At 72.0% G+C, this 17,104-nt stretch carries 15 protein-coding genes; 9 read left to right on the top strand and 6 right to left on the bottom strand.

Going from position 1 to position 17,104, the window contains the following annotated elements:
* Positions 1-2: 2 nt before the first annotated feature.
* Positions 3-1,325, bottom strand: a complete 1,323-nt coding sequence (locus MTE01_RS13680) for a lysine N(6)-hydroxylase/L-ornithine N(5)-oxygenase family protein (RefSeq protein WP_141378066.1) — start codon at positions 1,323-1,325, stop codon at positions 3-5.
* A 129-nt stretch (positions 1,326-1,454) separates the two neighbouring features.
* Between MTE01_RS13680 and MTE01_RS13675 the strand changes: the two genes are divergently transcribed.
* The 9 genes from MTE01_RS13675 to MTE01_RS13635 are packed head-to-tail and all read left to right on the top strand — an operon-like array spanning position 1,455 to position 11,099.
* The gene (locus MTE01_RS13675) at positions 1,455-2,399 is read left to right on the top strand and encodes a methionyl-tRNA formyltransferase (protein WP_141378065.1); all 945 of its coding nucleotides are present in this window, start codon (positions 1,455-1,457) and stop codon (positions 2,397-2,399) included.
* Positions 2,396-4,093, top strand: a complete 1,698-nt coding sequence (locus tag MTE01_RS13670; protein WP_218026367.1) for an ABC transporter ATP-binding protein — start codon at positions 2,396-2,398, stop codon at positions 4,091-4,093. The genes MTE01_RS13675 and MTE01_RS13670 overlap by 4 nt, the downstream gene beginning before the upstream one ends.
* Positions 4,090-5,874, top strand: a complete 1,785-nt coding sequence (locus tag MTE01_RS13665; RefSeq protein ID WP_141378064.1) for an ABC transporter ATP-binding protein — start codon at positions 4,090-4,092, stop codon at positions 5,872-5,874. The genes MTE01_RS13670 and MTE01_RS13665 overlap by 4 nt, the downstream gene beginning before the upstream one ends.
* 49 nt (positions 5,875-5,923) lie before the next feature.
* Entirely contained in the window at positions 5,924-6,943 is a 1,020-nt protein-coding gene (locus MTE01_RS13660; RefSeq protein ID WP_141378063.1) for an ABC transporter substrate-binding protein, read from the top strand.
* A 34-nt stretch (positions 6,944-6,977) separates the two neighbouring features.
* Positions 6,978-8,330 (top strand): FecCD family ABC transporter permease, encoded by a 1,353-nt coding sequence (locus MTE01_RS13655; RefSeq protein WP_116239527.1) that lies wholly within the window; start codon positions 6,978-6,980, stop codon positions 8,328-8,330.
* Positions 8,327-9,367, top strand: coding sequence for a FecCD family ABC transporter permease (locus MTE01_RS13650; protein ID WP_141378062.1), 1,041 nt, complete (start codon positions 8,327-8,329; stop codon positions 9,365-9,367). Before MTE01_RS13655 ends, MTE01_RS13650 begins: the two co-directional genes overlap by 4 nt.
* A complete protein-coding gene (locus MTE01_RS13645) occupies positions 9,364-10,218 on the top strand; it encodes an ABC transporter ATP-binding protein (RefSeq protein ID WP_141378061.1) in 855 nt (284 codons plus the stop codon). Before MTE01_RS13650 ends, MTE01_RS13645 begins: the two co-directional genes overlap by 4 nt.
* Entirely contained in the window at positions 10,208-10,438 is a 231-nt protein-coding gene (locus tag MTE01_RS13640) for an MbtH family protein (RefSeq protein ID WP_141378060.1), read from the top strand. Before MTE01_RS13645 ends, MTE01_RS13640 begins: the two co-directional genes overlap by 11 nt.
* A 7-nt stretch (positions 10,439-10,445) precedes the next feature.
* On the top strand, positions 10,446-11,099 hold the full coding sequence (locus MTE01_RS13635; protein WP_141378059.1) for a 4'-phosphopantetheinyl transferase family protein: 654 nt from the start codon (positions 10,446-10,448) through the stop codon (positions 11,097-11,099).
* Here MTE01_RS13635 and hutI read toward each other — a convergent pair.
* From hutI to MTE01_RS13610, 5 genes are read right to left on the bottom strand one after another with little or no spacing between them, the layout of a single operon-like run.
* Positions 11,062-12,276, bottom strand: coding sequence for an imidazolonepropionase (gene hutI, locus MTE01_RS13630; RefSeq protein WP_141378058.1), 1,215 nt, complete (start codon positions 12,274-12,276; stop codon positions 11,062-11,064). The genes MTE01_RS13635 and hutI overlap by 38 nt on opposite strands.
* Positions 12,273-13,589, bottom strand: coding sequence for a formimidoylglutamate deiminase (locus MTE01_RS13625; RefSeq protein WP_141378057.1), 1,317 nt, complete (start codon positions 13,587-13,589; stop codon positions 12,273-12,275). Before MTE01_RS13625 ends, hutI begins: the two co-directional genes overlap by 4 nt.
* A complete protein-coding gene (locus MTE01_RS13620; RefSeq protein ID WP_141378056.1) occupies positions 13,586-14,788 on the bottom strand; it encodes an allantoate amidohydrolase in 1,203 nt (400 codons plus the stop codon). Before MTE01_RS13620 ends, MTE01_RS13625 begins: the two co-directional genes overlap by 4 nt.
* Positions 14,785-16,440 (bottom strand): urocanate hydratase, encoded by a 1,656-nt coding sequence (hutU, locus tag MTE01_RS13615; RefSeq protein ID WP_141378055.1) that lies wholly within the window; start codon positions 16,438-16,440, stop codon positions 14,785-14,787. The genes MTE01_RS13620 and hutU overlap by 4 nt, the downstream gene beginning before the upstream one ends.
* Positions 16,437-17,102, bottom strand: a complete 666-nt coding sequence (locus MTE01_RS13610; RefSeq protein WP_141378054.1) for an IclR family transcriptional regulator — start codon at positions 17,100-17,102, stop codon at positions 16,437-16,439. The genes hutU and MTE01_RS13610 overlap by 4 nt, the downstream gene beginning before the upstream one ends.
* Positions 17,103-17,104 lie beyond the last annotated feature (2 nt).

The raw sequence follows: 17,104 nt of genomic DNA, 5'->3' as shown, positions 1-17,104 counted from the left end.
GTTCAGGCGCTCCGCACCAGCTCACGCTCGCGGGCGTGCAGTCCCGCGGCGATCGAGTCGACGATCTCTGCCGAGCGCACGGCGATGTTCGACAGCAGCGAGGAGGTGAGCCCGTGCGTGTCCTCGGTGCCGCCCTGCAGGTAGAGGCCTCCCGCCGTCGGTCGCGTCGTCCGCAACCGGTAGTCGCGCATCACCCGCGCATCGCCCGGCCCCTGGGGTGTGTAGAGGTCGCCGAGAATCGCGTCCAGCGGCATGGAGGTGAAGCCGGTCGCGTACACGACGGCATCCGCCGCGACCTGCTCGACCGCACCGGTGAGGCGGTTCTCGATCAGCACGGAGACCCCGTCGGCCCGCTCACGCGCCTCGGCGAGCGCGCTGCCGCCGTGCACGAACAGGCGCCGGGCGCCGACGACGCGCTCCGCGTACTCGATCTCGTAGAGCCGCTCGATGAGCGAGAGGTCGACGGCCGAATAGTTGGTGCCACGGTGGTAGGACAGCAGGCGGGCCTTCATCTCGGCGCTGCTGCCGTAGTAGTCGTCGACGGCCTCCGCGTCGAAGATGCGGTTGGCGTAGGGGCTGTCGTCGGCGGGGGTGTAGCCGTACTTGCCGAAGACGGCGTGCACGCGTGCGCCGGGGTACTGCTCGTGGAGGTAGTGGGCCACCTCGGCGGCGCTCTGCCCGGCCCCGACGACCACGAACGCGTCGTGCGTCGTCTCGGGCAACGCGGCGAGGCTGCTGAGCAGCGCGTGGTTGTGGAACTGGCGTGCGCTGGCCCTCACCCCCTCGGGGAGGCGCGGGGTCAGTCCGCCCGCCAGGACGACGTTGCGGGCACGGACCGATCCGGCGTGGGCGCCCTCGAGCACGACCTCGAAGTGGTCGGGGTGGTCGATGATCCTCGTCCCGCGCGTGTCGTAGAGCACCTCGGCGTCGACCCGGTCGGCCGCCCACTCGAGGTACTGGTGGAACTCGATCCGGGTCGGGAAGAACGTCTGGCGGTTGATGAAGTGGGGCAGTCGTCCGCTGTCGTGCAGGAAGGAGAGGAAGCTGTAGTCGCTCGCCGCGTTGCGCTGGGTCACGAGGTCTTTGAGGAACGAGATCTGCATCGTCGCCCCGGGCAGGAGCATGTCGGGGTGCCACGCGAAGCGGGGCTTCGACTCGACGAATGTCGACGTGATCGGCGAATTGCCCGGGATGGCGTTGCGTTCCCGCAGCGCGATGGCGAGTCCGAGGTTCGACGGGCCGAACCCGATGCCGACGATGTCGACGACCCCGTCCTGCGTGCTGGTATTGCGCGGTTTCTCTGCCGAAACGCGGGCGTGCGTCATCCGTCACTCCTGTTCGTCACCGCCCTCGCGAGTCCGCGGGGGCGTTGTGCTAGCTTAGGCAAGCCTTACATAAGTAAGGGCATGCTAACTGATCTACCGGCCGGCCGAAACCATCGAGGAGGGAAACGCATGCGGGTTGCGATGTTCGGGTACCAGACATGGGGACACCGCACGCTGGACGCCCTGCTCGGATCGACGCATGACATCGTCGGCGTCGTCACGCACCCTGCCAGCGATCACGCCTACGAGAAGATCTGGGACGACTCCGTCGAGCAGCTCGCGCAGGAACACGGCATCCCCGTCCACCTCGCGCGACGCCCCGACGACGCGATGATCGCCCGGCTCACCGAGTGGCGTCCGGACATCATCGTCGCCAACAACTGGCGCACCTGGCTCCCTCCCGAGGTCTATGACCGCCCCCCGCACGGCACTCTCAACCTGCACGACTCGCTCCTGCCCGCGTTCACCGGCTTCTCGCCCGTGCCCTGGGCCCTCATCAGCGGGGCGGAGCAGGTCGGCATCACGGCCCACCGTATGGACGGCGGGCTCGACACCGGCGACATCGCCGTGCAGCGTGCCGTTCCCATCGGTCCACGCTCGACCGGCACCGAGCTCGTGCGGGCGACGATCGACCTCATTCCCGAGGTGCTGCTTCACGCTCTGCAACAGATCGAGACGGGCACGGTCGAGTGGCGCCCACAGGACCTCGACCAGCGCGTCTTCTTCCACCGCCGCACCGAGCTCGACAGCCTCATCGACTGGACATGGCCCGCCGAAGACATCGACCGGCTCGTGCGGGCCATGTCGGACCCGTACCCGAGCGCACACACGTACTGCCGCGGCGAACGCCTCGAGATCCTCGAGGCGCACGTCTCGACGTTCCGCTACGGCGGCACACCGGGGCGCATCTTCATCAGGGAAGGCGACGGCATGGCCGTCGTCGCCGGCGGCGACGCCTACCGGGGCGACCGGCGCGCGCTCGTGATCGACCGCGTCCGCACGCCCGACGGGGTCGAGCACACGGCGAACGCCTACTTCCCGACCGGCGGCGGTTACCTGAGCCGCGAGCCGTGACCGCACGCGCGATCCGCTCGGGCAAGGACGTCATCCGGCGGACGATCGCCCGCAACCGCTCGGCGATCCTGGTCGGCACGGTGCTGCTGTGCGTGCATCAGCTCGCCGAGACCTCGGTGGCGGTCGTGATCGGTGTCCTCATCGACGCCGGCATCGCTCCGGGACGCGTTCCCGGGATCATCACCGCCATCACCGCCCTCGCGGGGGTGTTCCTCGTGCTCACGGTGTCGTACCGGGCGGGCATGCGCGTCCTCAACATCGCCCTCCAGAAGGAGGCGCACCTGTTGCGCCTGGAGGTGTCCGAGAAGGCGCTCTCGCCGCGCGGCTTGCGCACCGATGTGACCCCCGGCGAGCTCGTCACCGTGTCGGGCAGCGACGCCGACCAGACCGCCTGGTTCCTCGACCTGCTCCCCCGCATGATCGCGGCGGCCGCTGCCGTGGTCGCGACCGCGATCGCCCTCCTCGTCGTCGACGCCGCGCTCGGCGTGGTCGCCCTCGTCGCCATGCCCGTGTTCTTCGCGCTGGCTCACGCAGCCGGACCGCGCATCACGGCGAGAGCCGTGCAGCAGCAGTCACGCGTGGCCGCGGCGACCGCTCTCGCCGGCGACCTCATCTCGGGCCTGCGGTCGATCGCCGGTATCGGGGCACAGGATGCCGCTGCCCGGCGATACCGTGCCGCGAGCCGCGTCGCCCTCTCGGCCGCGATGTCGACCAACCGGTGGATCGCGGTGCAACGCGGCGTCACGGCGGCGCTGAGCGGCGTCGCGGCCGCCGTGATCGCCTCGGTCGCCGGATGGTACGCCCTCACCGGGCACATCACGACCGGCGAATTGGTCACCGTCGTGGGGCTCGCGCAGTTCCTCATCGACCCCCTCACCACGCTGTCGGGTCTGCCTGCCACGGCAGCCAAAGCCCGGGGATCCGCCGAGCGGGTGGCCACCGTCCTCGCGGCGCAGCCGCTCCTCCCGGCGGTCGCACCGTCATCGCCCTCCACCGAGACCCCGGGGCTGCGTCTGCGCGGCGTGCACCACGGGTCGCTCGACGGCGTCGATCTCACGGCGCGGTCGGCCGAGATCACGGCGGTCTTCGCCCACGACACCGCGGACGGCGATGCCGTGGCATCCCTCCTCGCGGGGCGGGTCGCGCCCGAGTCGTATCGCGGCAGCATCGAGGTCTGCGGACTCGGGCCCGGCGAGACCGAGGCGTGGCTGGTCGCCGAACCCCACGAGGCGCACCTGTTCAGCGGCAGCATCCGCGCCAACGTCGTCGCGAGCAGCGACACCGTCGACTCCGTCCGCCTGACGCGCGCCCTGCAGTCCTCCGGGGCCGATGACGTCGTCGCCCTCTTCGAGCACGGACTCGACCACCACCTGGTCGACCGGGGCCACAACCTCTCCGGCGGCCAGCGCCAACGCCTTGCACTGGCGCGCGCCCTGTATGCCGATGCCCCCGTGCTCGTGCTGCACGAGCCCACGACGGCTGTCGATTCGGTGACCGAGCAGCAGATCGCGGTCGGCATCGCCGCGCTCCGCGGTCGCTCCGACGCGTCGACGGTCGTGATCACCGGCTCGCCCGCGCTGCTCGCGGTGGCCGACCGGGTCGCGGTTCTCCGGCACGGCCGGGTGATCGCCGAGGGCACGCACCGCGAGCTGCTCGAGAGCGACCCGCTCTACGCCGAGGCGGTGGCGAGATGACGACGCCGCGCCCGGTCTCCCTGCCGATCGCCCGCTATCGCGCCTCTCTGCGGTGGCTCGCCCGCACGACGCTGCGGCATCCGCTCCTCCTCGTCGCGGCCCTCGGAACGGGCGTGCTCGCTGCCGCCACCGCGCTGGTGCCGGTCTACGCCATGGGCTGGCTCGTCGACGCCGCCGTCGCCGGCAGAGCGGCATCCGACATCGTCGTCCTGGTCGTCGTGCTGGTGACGGCCGCCATCGTCGCCGGTGCACTCTCGGGGCTCAGCACGTACGTCATCGTGCGGCTCGGCGAGACCGCCGTGGCGGTCTTGCGCGAAGACGTCGTCGCGGGCGTGCTCGACCTGCCGTCGGGGGTCGCCGAACGCGGCGGGCGCGGCGACGTGCTCTCGCGCGTCGGCGACGACATCGCCCGCATCACCCGCGCCAGCGGCGAGGTCGTTCCGGCTGTGCTGTCCGCGGGCCTGCTGGTGGCCGTGTCGCTGGGCTCGCTGTTCGGCGTCGATCCGGTCCTCGGGGTCGCCGGGCTGCTCACCCTCCCCCTCTACGGCGCCGCACTGCTGTGGTACCTCCCCCGTAGCGCTCACCTCTACGCGGAGGAGCGCGTCGCGGCCGGAGAGCGCACCGAGGCTCTCGCATCGAGCCTGCACGGCCGCGAGACGGTGCGTGCGTACCGGATGGAGGAGGCACGACTCGACGAGATCCGCACCGCGTCCGACCGCATGCGGGCCCTGTCGGTCTCGGTCTTCCGCCTGCTGCTGGGGCTCGTCGGTCGCGTGAATCTCGCGGAGTTCTGCGGCTTGGCCGTGCTGTTCGTCGTCGGATTCGTTCGGTACACCGACGGCGACGTCACGATCGGCGCGGTGACGACCGCGATCCTGCTCTTCCACCGCCTGTTCACTCCGCTCGGCACGGTGCTGTTCCTCTTCGACGAGATGCAGTCCGCCGGCGCGGCGATGAACCGCCTGGTCGGGGTCGTCGCGACGCCCTCCGTCCGAGTCCCCTCGCGGTCGACCCCGTCCGACGGCGCTCTGCGGGTCGACAACGTCCGTTTCGCCTACGGACCGGGCGACGACGTGCTGCACGGGGTGTCGTTCAGCGTTCCCGCCGGAACCCGGCTTGCACTCGTGGGCGCCTCGGGGGCCGGCAAGACCACGGCGGCGCTCATCGCGGCGGGCGCTCTCACTCCCGATTCCGGCAGCGTCCGGCTGGGCGGGGCGGCCCTATCCGACATCGGTACCGACGCGATGCGGTCACGCGTCGCGGTCCTCAGCCAAGACGTCCACGTGGTGGCCGGCCCCGTGATCGACGATCTCCGGCTGTCCGACGAGAACGCGGACGAGGACACCGTCTGGCGTGCCCTCCAGACCGTCGGTGCCGACGCCTGGGTGCGGGCCCTGCCCGAAGGCGTGCACACCGAGGTCGGCGCGCACCGTCACCGGCTCACCGCCGCACAGCAGCAGCAGATCGCCCTCGCGCGTCTCGTGCTGAAGGACCCCGACGTCGCGATCCTCGACGAGGCGACCGCCGAAGCCGGCAGCGCGGGGGCCGCCGCACTCGAACGCGCCGCCCTCGCGGCGACCGCGGGACGCACGACGCTCATCGTCGCGCACCGACTCACCCAGGCGGCATCCGCCGACGCCATCGCCGTCATGGAGGCGGGGCAGATCGTCGAGTTCGGCTCGCACGACGACCTCCTCGCCCGGGGCGGCGCGTACGCGCGGCAATGGGCCGCCTGGCGGGGGGATGCCGGGCCTGCGAGCACCCCTTCCGCACCCCGATGAAGAACCTCGACCCTCCACCGACACCACGCACACAGCAAAGGCGGTACCCATGAAAATCCGACCCAAGGTCACGGCTCGCGCGCTCGCGGTCCTCGGACTCGGCGCACTCGTGCTCTCGCAGGCGGCCTGCGCCTCCCCCACCGAACCCGGTGCCGCCACCACCGCGTCGGCGGCGGGCGGGTTCGACTACACCGACGCGCGCGGCGACACGGTCACGCTCGACACCGTCCCGCACAACATCGTCATGAGCGAACAGGCCGCGGCCGCGCTCATCCCCTACGGCATCCGTCCCGTCGGGATCTGGGGGTCGAGCACCCCCGACATGAGTGGTGTCCTCGCCGGGCTCGACGTGTCGGGCATCGAATCTCTCGGCGTCTCGTACGGTGACGTCGACGTCGACAAGCTCGCGTCCCTCGAGCCCGACCTCGTCATCACGGGCTGGTACGCGGGCGGATACCTGGGCGGGCTGGGCGCCGAAGACGCAGAGGTGTCGAAGCAGATCGAGCAGGTCGCCCCCCTGATCACGGTCTCGGCGCAGAAGAGCGCCTCGGCGTCGCTCGACGACTGGCGAGGCCTCGCGCAGACGCTCGGCGCCGACGTCGACTCGGGCACGATCGCCGACGAGAAGTCGACGTACGACGACGCCGTCTCGCAGCTGAAGAGCGCCCTGGCCGCGCGCCCGGGCACCACCGCCTACGCCGTCGCTCCCTCGACGCAGTTCTACGTCGCGATCCCGGGTGAGTTCGCCGAGCTGATCGATTACGCCGAGTGGGGCCTCGACGTGCGCGAGTCCCCGATCGCCCGTGACAGCACCTCGGGCTCGTTCAGCCCCGTGAGCTGGGAGAACGCCGGCGACTACACCTCCGACCTCCTCCTCTACGACACGCGGGCGTGGACGACGCCGCTGGCACAGGTCGAGCGCGATCACCCCACGGTGGCGACGCTGAACGCCGTCGCGCGCGGGCACGTGGTCGACTGGACCACCGATGCGACGTTCAACTACGCGAGCTACACGAAGCAGATCGCACTGCTGACGGATGCCGTGAAGGCCCTGCCCGCGAGCGAGTGACGTCCGAGCGAATGACACGCAATCGAGGAGTGCGATGACCCTGACCGATCTGGTGCCCGCGGCCCCGGATCGGCCGGGTCCCGCTCCCGGTCCGCCGAGGACAGCCCCGCGGGCGGCGGCACGTCTGGTCGACGTGCTGCTGCCCGCGGTGCCCGCCGCGATGACGCTCACGCTGATCCTCGCGATCCCCGACGAGCGCGGCGCCTGGCAGAGCGACCGGATCGTCGTCGCCGTCGTGGGTCTCGTGCTCGTCGTCGCCCTGGTCGGCGTGAACGTCTCGCGCGGCCGACGCGGCCAGAGCATCGGCATGGCGGCGCTCGGGCTCGTTCGCGTCCCCGGGCTCGGCGTGCGGTCGGTGGCGGCGCTCCGCCGAGCCCGGATCGACGTCGATGCGCTCATCGTCCGACCCCGTCGAACCGCCGGGGTCGTCGTGGTGCTCGCGGTGGTCGTCGTCGGAGTTGCGATGATCGCGATCGCCGTCGGGGCACGGAACGTGACGCTCCCCGAGGTCGCCCATGCCTTCGTCGGGGGTTCCCCCACCTACAACGACATCGTGATTCGCGAGCGGGCGCCTCGCGCGATCGTCGCGATCGCCGCGGGTCTGGCACTCGGCGCCGCGGGCGCCGTCGTGCAAGCGCAGACGCGAAACCCGCTGGCCGACCCCGACCTCATGGGGATCACGCGCGGCGCGACGCTGGCGACCGTGCTCGCGATCGCGCTGGGCGGTCTGACCACTCCCGCCGAGTACACGGCGTACGCGCTGCTGGGGGCGCTGGCCGTGACGGCTCTCGTGATCGTGCTGGCCGAGACGATGGGCGAGTCGATCATCGCGCTGCCCCTCGTCGGAGCCGCGGTCTCGTCGGTGCTCGGCAGCGCGACGGCCATCCTGCTGCTGCTCGATCAGACCGTCCAGCAGTCGTTCCGACGCTGGATGATCGGAGGCCTGTCCGACGGGCCGTTGTCGACGTACGCCGTGCCCCTCGTCGCGATCGGCGGGGGCCTCGCGCTCGCCCTGATGTGTGCGCCGTCGCTGAACGCGCTGAGCTTCGGTGCCGAGATGGCGACGTCGCTGGGTACGGACGTGCGCCGCGCCCGCATCGCCGGGCTGCTCGCCGTCGGGCTGCTCGCGGGTGCGGCGACGGCGGCCTGCGGCCCCCTCGCCTTTCTCGGGCTCATTGCGCCGCACACCGCTCGCCTCCTGGTCGGCACGGACCACAGGACGCTGCTCCCCGCGTCGGCGCTGATCGGTGCTGTCGCTCTGCTGTTCGCCGACGTCGTCGGACGCAGCGTCGCCCGCCCGGCCGAGATCCCGGCCGGGATCGTCTTCCTGCTCGTCGGTGCTCCCCTGTTCGTCGCGCTTGCGCGCCGGAGATCGGGGGCGCGATGAGCACGCGCGTCCCCGTCGCGCGGCTGGGCGGTCTCTCCCTGCCGGTGCGCACCCGGCCCCTCGTCACGTTCGTGGCGCTGTCGGTCGTCGCCGCGCTCCTGTTGTGCCTGTCGATCAGCGCCGGAAGCACGTGGGTGAATCCCACGACCGTCGTCGAGACACTCGGCGGGGGCGGAGGGCAGGCCGTCCGTTACCAGGTGCTCGGACTACGCCTGCCCCGCACGGTCATCGGAGCGCTCGCGGGCGCGGCCCTGGCCCTCGCCGGAGCGTTCATGCAATCGGTCGCCCGCAATCCCCTCTCGAGCCCCGACGTCCTCGGCATCACCAGCGGCGCCAGCGTCGGCGCCGCCGCCGTCTTCGTGCTCGGATGGCGTGTCTTCGGTGCCCCCCTGACGCTCTCACTCCCCCTCGCCGCACTGATCGGCGGCTCGATCGCGGCGGCCGTGGTGTTCTCGTTCTCACGGGGAGCGGCCGGGGGGATGCGACTGATCCTCGTCGGCGTCGGAATCAACGCCGCCCTGCTGGGCGTGCTGCACGCGATGCTCATCGCGGGCGGCACCTACGACGTGCTCCAGGTGCAGGTGTGGCTCACCGGCGACCTGTCGTCCGACGCCACGCGCATCGCCCCGCTCGCCGCAGTGCTCGTCGTCGCCGCCCTCATCGCCGTGGCCACCTCCCGGTCGGTCGCCGCGATGCACCTCGGCGACGACGTCGCGCACGGGCTCGGCGTCGCCGTCGGACGCACCCGCGTCGTGCTGCTGACCGGGTCGGTGCTCTCCTCCTCGGCCGCCGTCGGCGCGGCCGGACCGCTCGGCTTCGTCGCCCTGTCGGCGCCGCAGATCGCACGGTTCCTGACGAGCGAGTCCCGCGCTCCGCTGGGGTGCACGGCCGCGTGCGGTACGATCCTGGTGCTCGCGGCCGACCTCGCCGCCCGAACACTGTTTTCGAGCGCCGTGTCGGTGGGACTGCTCACCGCGCTCGTGGGCGGCCCGATCCTGATCTCCCTGATGCTGCGACGGCTGAGGAGCTGGGCATGACCGACCCCGCGGCACACGCGCTGACGACCTCCGGCCTCCGGGTCGGCTACGGCGGCCGCAAGATCCTGAACGGTGTTGACCTCGCGCTCCGAGCGGGCGCGGTCACCGCGATCATCGGGCCGAACGGCAGCGGAAAATCGACGCTGCTCCGCACGCTCTGCCGGCTCCTGGCCCCTGACGAGGGTTCCGTTGCGGTGCGAGGTCGAGCGCTCTCCACGCTGCGCACCCGCGATCTCGCGAGAGAGCTGTCGTTCCTCCCCCAGGCCCCCACGGCTCCCGAGGGGATGACGGTGCGCGAGCTCGTCGCCCGCGGGCGCCACCCGCACCAGTCACTGCTGCGCCAGTGGAGCAGGCTCGACGCCACAGCGGTCGAGGCGGCCCTGCAGCTCACCGGGCTCACCGAGCTGGCCGATCGCGATGTGCAGACCCTCTCGGGCGGGCAACGGCAGCGGGCGTGGATCGCCCTGAGTCTTGCTCAAGACACCGGCATCCTGCTTCTCGACGAACCGACGACCTACCTCGACATCGCCCACTCCGTGGAAGTGCTCGACCTCGTCGACCATCTGTGCGTCGACCTCGGCCGGACGGTCGTGATGGTCATCCACGATCTCAACCTCGCCGCACGCTATGCCGACGACCTCGTGGTCGTGCACGAGGGCGGCATCGCCGCGCAAGGCCCGCCCGACGCCGTCATCACCGCGCGTCTCCTCGAGACCGTCTTCGGCCTGACGGCCCGGGTCGTCGCCGATCCGGCGTCGGGCCGCCCCCTCGTCGTCCCGGTCGGACGCCGACGGGTCCACCGATCTGACCACCCCCACCCAGAAGAGACAGGAGACACCCATGTCGCATAACCCCTTCGACGACGAGTCCAGCCGCTTCCTCGTGCTGATCAACGACGAGGAGCAGCATTCGCTGTGGCCCGTCTTCGCCCCCGTGCCGGAGGGCTGGAGCATCGCCTACGGCGGCCCCGCCGGCGCCGAGCGCGCGGAATGCCTGGCGTTCGTGGAGACGAACTGGACCGACCTGCGACCCCTGAGCCTTCGCGAGGCGCAGGGCACGGCGGCGCCCTGAGCGGTTCATGATCGAAACGATCCTGCCGGCCGCCGCGCATGCCGTCGAGGAGTTCGGCGACGCACGCGCGGGTCCGCTCTTCCCCGACGAAGAAGCGGTCGTCGCGAACGCCGTGCCGCAGCGCCGCAACGAGTTCAGCGCCGTGCGGCGCTGCGCCCGCCGCGCCCTCGCCGAACGGGGCCACCCGCCGGTCGCCCTTCTCCCCGGACCGGGCGGAGCTCCGGCGTGGCCCGAGGGCATCGTGGGCAGCATGACCCACTGCGCGGGCTACCGTGCGGCGGTGATCGCCGACCGCGCGCACCTGTCGAGCATCGGGATCGACGCGGAGCCCGATGAACCGCTGCCTCGTGATGTGCTGCGGATCGTCGCCCGACCCGATGAGATCGAGCGCTTCCGCGCGGGCATCCCCGTCCCCTCGAGGAACTGGGACCGCCTCCTCTTCAGCGCGAAGGAAGCCGTCTACAAGGCCTGGTATCCGTTGACCGGGCGATGGCTGGACTTCACCGACGTGTCGGTGACGCCCACGTCCGATCCGCGGGGCTTCACGGCCGACGTCCTCGTGCCGGCACCCGGCCGCGCCCGCCTCTTCGGAGGTACGTGGACGACGGGGGACGGCCTGATCCTCACCGCGAGTGTGCCGGTCGCGCCCCACCGCCGATGACCGCCCGTTCGTCGGAGGCGGGCGCGCGATGCCCGTCCTTCCACACCGCCGCGGTCAGCGGCATCCCGGGCCGGTAGGCCAGGTGCGTCGCCGAGGGAGCATCGAGCAGGTGCAGGTCGGCGCGGTGTCCGACCGCGATCGAGCCCACCGCCCCCTCGCCGGTGGCGCGGCCGAGGGCGATCGCACCGCCGCGCGTCGCCGCGCGCACCGCTTCGGCGACGCTCAACCCCATCTGCAGCACGGCGGTCGCGACGCAGAACGGCATCGAACTCGTGTACGAGGTGCCGGGGTTGCAGTTCGAGGCGATCGCGACCTCCACGCCCGCGTCGAGCAGCCGCCGTGCGGGGGCGAGCGGCGCGCGGGTCGACAGATCGCAGGCCGGGAGCACCGTCGCCACCGTCGACCCCTCGGCGAGCGCGTCCAGGTCGGCGTCAGAGACGAAGTTGCAATGGTCGACGCTCGCGGCCCCCAGCTCGACCGCCAGCCGGATGCCCTCGCCGTGCCCCAGTTGATTGCCATGCACGCGCAGTCCCAACCCCGACGTCCGGGCGGCCAGAAGCACCTCGCGCGACTGTTCCGGGCTGAAGGCCCCGCGCTCGCAGAACACGTCGGCCCACGACACGAAGGGCCGTACCGCCTCGAGCATCGGGCCGCACACCTCGCGGACATAATCGTCGGCGTCTCGGCCCGCGGGCACGAGGTGCGCCCCGAGGAAGGTCGCGTCATCGACCCCCGCCGCGGCGATCCGCGCGCTGCGCTCCTCGCTGGCGAGATCGAGCCCGTAGCCCGTCTTGGTCTCGATCCACGTCGTGCCCTGCGCGCGGGCCTCGCGGACGCGGGCGGTGAGAAGCGCGGCGAGACGGTCGTCGGAGGCGGTCCGGGTGGCATCCCGCGTCACCGCGATCCCGCCCGCGGCGTAGCTCTGTCCTGCCATACGGGCCTCGAACTCGGCCGTACGGTCACCGTCGAAGACAAGGTGGGTGTGCGAATCGACCCAGCCCGGCAGCAGCGCCCGGCCGGCGGCATCCACCCGCTCGTCTGCCGCGGGAGCCTCGGACGCCGCGCCGATCCAGGCGATGCGGTCTGCGTCGATGACCACGGCGGCGTCGCGGAGCACGCGCTCCTCGTCGTCGACGGTCATGAGCTCTCCGATGCGGGTGATCACGGTCGAGGTCATGCGCTCATCGCCTTTCGCAGCAGATCTCCGATGGGTCCGAGGTCGGTGTGCGTGCCGCCCACGGCGCGCTCGCGTCCCCCGATGATCACACGGGTGACGTCGTGCGCGGTGGCGCTCAGCACGAGTTGACCGGGGTCGCTTCCGGCCGTGCGGGCGCTCGTCTCGTCGACGACGAGGAGGTCGCAGGGCTGCCCCACGGCGATCTCGCCGAGCGAGCGTCCCACCGCCGAGGCTCCACCCCGTGTGAGCGCCGCCACGAGCTCGGCGGGCGAAAAGCGCCCGCGACGCCGCGACGCGAGCCGCTCGCCGTGTTCGAGCGCGCGGGCCTCGAGCAGAGGATCGACCACGGCGTGCTGATCGGTGCCGAGCGCGAGACGCGCCCCCGCGTCGGCGAGGCGGCGGGCGGGACCGATGCCGTCCCCCAGGTCGGCCTCGGTGGTCGGGCACATCACGATGCTCGCGCGAGCGGCGCCGAGCGCGTGGATGTCGTCGTCGGTGAGGTGGGTGGCGTGCACGGCCGACAGGCGCGACGACAGCAGGCCGCTGCGGGCGAGGAGCCCGGTGGGCGTGAGGCCCGTGGCCTCGATGCACGCCGCGTTCTCGGCGGGTTGCTCCGACAGGTGTACGTGCAGCGGGATCGCCGGGTCCAGCTCCGCGCCGATCCGCTCCAACGCGGCGACGGGCACGGCACGCACCGAGTGCACGGCCGCCCCGACCACGACCTCGGGGTGCTCGTCGGCGAACGCCCCGCGCAGCGCCGACAGACGCGTGAGCCAGGTCTCGGCATCCGCGTCCCCGAAGCGCCGCTGGGCGGGTTCGAGCGGTGAACCGAAGCCGCTGGAGAGGTAGCACGTGTCGAGCAGGGTGAGACGGATGCCACTGGCCCGGGCCGCGCGCGCGAGCGCGCGCTCCATGGCGTGCGCGGGGGCGTAGGGCGAGGCGTCGGGCGCGTGATGCACGTAGTGGAACTCGGCGACCGAGGTCCATCCCGCGGCGACCATCTCGGCGTAGACCGCCGTGGCCACACGCTCGTAGGAGTCCGGATCGAGTCGACCGGCCTCGCGGTACATCAGCTCGCGCCAGGTCCAGAAGCTTCCGCCGTCGCCGTGCGTGCGGCCGCGAAGCAGCCGGTGGAAGGCGTGCGAGTGCGCGTTGATCGCGCCCGGCAGGGCGAGTCCGTCGAGGCGATGGTCGGCGGCATCCGGGGTCGCCCCCGTCTCGACGGAGGCGATGAGACCCTCGGATGCCGTCACCCGCACGTCGTTCGCCACGGCGTCGCCGATCCACGCCCGCGGTGCCCAGAAGCGCGTCATGCCAGCAGATCCTGCAGCACGTCGGCGAGCGCCGCGGCGGAGGCATCCGCATCGGTGTCGACGACGTGCTCCTCGGGGGAGTGCGAGATGCCCGAGGGATTGCGGACGAAGAGCATGCCGGTGGGCACGGCGCTCGCGAGGATGCCGGCGTCGTGTCCGGCGCCCGTGCGCAGGTACGGAGCGTCGGGCAGCGTCGAGCCCAGGCGACGGGCGAGGCTCGGGTCGAAGCCGACCGTGGGGCTCCACGACTCCTCGACCAGGACGGCCTCGCACCCGCGGGCGGCGGCGAGCTCGACGCACATGCGGTCGATGTCGGCGACGAGACGGCGGGTGACGGCGTCGTCGGGATGCCGGGCGTCGATCCAGAAGTCGACCGACGACGCGATGACGTTGGTGCCGCCGGGCACGGGCTCGAAGCGGCCGACTGTGGCTCGGGCGTCGTCGACGGCGCCGGCGAGCTCGGCGATGCGCCCGACCATGCCGGCGGCGGCGACCAGGGGGTCGCGGCGATCGGCCATGAGCGTGGTGCCGGCGTGATTGCCCTCGCCGCGCACCGACACCTTGAACCGGCCGTGGCCGAGGATCGACTCCGCCACGGCGAAGGGGCGATCGAGGTCGATGAGCCCGCGCCCCTGCTCGACGTGCAGCTCGACGAAGACGCCGATGCGCCCGAGCGTCTCGGGGTCGGGGCCGATCCTCGCCGGGTCGATACCGCCCGCGGCGAAGACCTCGGCGAACGTGTCGCCCTCGCGGTCGGTGAGCCGCCGCGCAGCGTCGGGAGACAAGGCTCCCGTGAGCAGCCGTGAGCCGAGGCACGCGACGCCGAAGCGCGAACCCTCCTCCTCGGGGAACACCGCGATCGCGAGGGGCTTCGCGGGCGTGAACCCGCGCTCGCGCAGCACGTCGACCGCAGCGAGCGCCGCCGCGATCCCCAGCGGACCGTCGAACGCCCCGCCGCCGGGCACCGAGTCGAGGTGGCTGCCGGTCACGACGGCGCCGGGTCCCGGCATCCCCCACCACGCCCACAGGATGCCGTTGCGGTCGACCTCGACGTCGAGCCCGCGCGCCTCGGCCTCGGCGACGAACCACGCGCGCAGGTCGCGCTCGGCGGTCGAGAACACCGGGCGGGCGTACCCGCCGCTGCGGGGCTCGCGGCCGATGCCCGAGATGGCGTCGAGGAGAGCGGTGACGGAGGTCATGAATCGAGCATGGGTACGCGCACCCCGCGCTCTCGGGCGACCTCGATCGCGCGGTCGTATCCGGCATCCACGTGACGGATGACGCCCATGCCGGGGTCGTTCGTCAGCAGACGCTGCAGCTTCTCGGCGGCGAGCTCCGTGCCGTCGGCGACCGAGACCTGGCCCGCGTGAATGGAGCGGCCGATGCCGACGCCGCCACCGTGGTGCAGCGACACCCAGGTCGCACCCGAGGCCGTGTTGATGAGTGCGTTCAGAATCGGCCAGTCGGCGATGGCATCCGATCCGTCCGCCATCGCCTCCGTCTCCCGGTAGGGCGAGGCCACCGAGCCGGAGTCGAGGTGGTCGCGACCGATGACGATCGGCGCCGAGATCTTGCCGTCGGCGACGAGCTCGTTGAAGCGGACAGCCGCCTTGGCGCGGTCGCCGTAGCCGAGCCAGCAGATGCGGGCCGGAAGACCCTCGAACTCGACGTGCTCCTGCGCCGCGGTGATCCAGCGCTTGAGTCCCTCGTTCTCGGGGAAGAGCTCGAGGATCGCCTGGTCGGTGACGGCGATGTCGGCCGGGTCGCCCGACAGCGCCACCCAGCGGAACGGACCGAGGCCCTCGCAGAACAGCGGGCGGATGTAGGCCGGCACGAAGCCGGGGAAGGCGAACGCGTCGGCGTAGCCGCCCTGGCGGGCCTCGTCGCGGATCGAGTTGCCGTAGTCGAACACCTCGGCACCGCGCTTCTGGAACTCCACCATCGCCTCGACGTGGCGGGCCATCGACTCGCGCGAGCGCACGGTGAAGCCCTCGGGGTCGCGGGCCGACTCGGTGCGCCAGTCCTCGAACGCGATGCCCGCGGGGAGGTAGGCCAGCGGGTCGTGGGCCGAGGTCTGGTCGGTGACGATGTCGACCGGAACCTCGCGGCGCAGCAACTCGGGCAGCACCTCGGCACTGTTGCCGACGAGGCCGACAGAGAGCGCACGGCCCTCGGCCTTCGCGGCGAGCACGCGCTCGAGCGCGTCGTCGAGGTCGGTCGTGACCTCGTCGAGGTAGCGCTTGCCCTGGCGGCGGCGGAGCCGCGTCTCATCGACGTCGACGATGAGCACGACGCCGCCGTTGAGGGTGACCGACAGGGGCTGAGCACCGCCCATGCCGCCGCAGCCGCCCGTGACGGTGAGGGTCCCCGCGAGCGTGCCGCCGAAACGCTTGCGCGCCACGGCGCCGAACGTCTCGTACGTGCCCTGCAGGATGCCCTGCGTGCCGATGTAGATCCACGAGCCGGCCGTCATCTGGCCGTACATCATGAGCCCCTCGGCCTCGAGGCGGCGGAACTCCGGCCAGGTGGCCCAGTCGCCGACGAGGTTGGAGTTGGCCAGAAGCACGCGCGGTGCCCACACGTTCGTGCGGAACACCCCCACGGGCTTGCCCGACTGCACCAGCAGCGTCTCGTCGTCGTCGAGGTCGGCGAGGGTCGCGACGATCGCGTCGTAGCTCGCCCAGTTGCGGGCGGCCTTTCCCGTTCCGCCGTAGACGATGAGGTCTTCGGGCCGTTCCGCGACCTCGGGGTCGAGGTTGTTCATGAGCATCCGCAGCGGGGCCTCGGTCTGCCAGCTCTTCGCTGTCAGCGTCGTCCCTCGCGGCGCGCGGATCTCCCGTGGTCCAGTCATGTCGTTCTCTCTCCCTCGAGGTCGGATACCGCACCGATCGAGCGGCTCTCCACGAGGAGCAAGCGCCCGATCTCGGCGGTCTTGGCTGCGGTGGTGCGGTAACTGGGGACAACGACGGAGAGGGATGCCACGACCCGCCCACCCACGACGACCGGTGCGGCGATCGCGGTGACGTCGTCTTCGACGCCCTGGGTGACGACGACGTAGCCTTCGAGGCCGGTCTCTCCGGCGAGCACCGCTCCGGCGGCGGAGCCGTGCAGCGGAATGGTGCGTCCGACCCAACTCGCGTGCCGGATCGAGTGGGTGCCCTCGACGATCGCGACGTAGAGCGCGGTGTCGCCCGCGCCGCGCACGGCGAGGTAGGTCGATTCGCCGGTCTGGGCCACGACCCGCGCCAGGGCGGACTCGGCGAGGGAGACGAGCGAGTCATTCGATAGGGCTCGCGCGCCCAGCTGAATCATGCGCGCGCCGGCCGCGTAGCGACCGTCGTCGGAGCGCCGGACGAACTCCTGCGCTTCGAGAGTGCGCAGGAGGCGCAGGGCGGTGCTGGCCGACAGCCCCGCCGCCCGCGCGGCATCCGCCAGAGTCAGCGGCCCGTCATTGCAGACGGTCGCGAGCAGCGACAGAGCCCGATCGACGGTGCGGGTGGGGTTCTCGGCCATGA

The sequence above is a fragment of the Microbacterium testaceum genome, from assembly GCF_006539145.1.
GTDB lineage: Bacteria > Actinomycetota > Actinomycetes > Actinomycetales > Microbacteriaceae > Microbacterium > Microbacterium testaceum.
The sequence above is the reverse complement of the archived record's forward strand: the minus strand, read 5'-3'. Positions and strand labels throughout refer to the sequence as shown.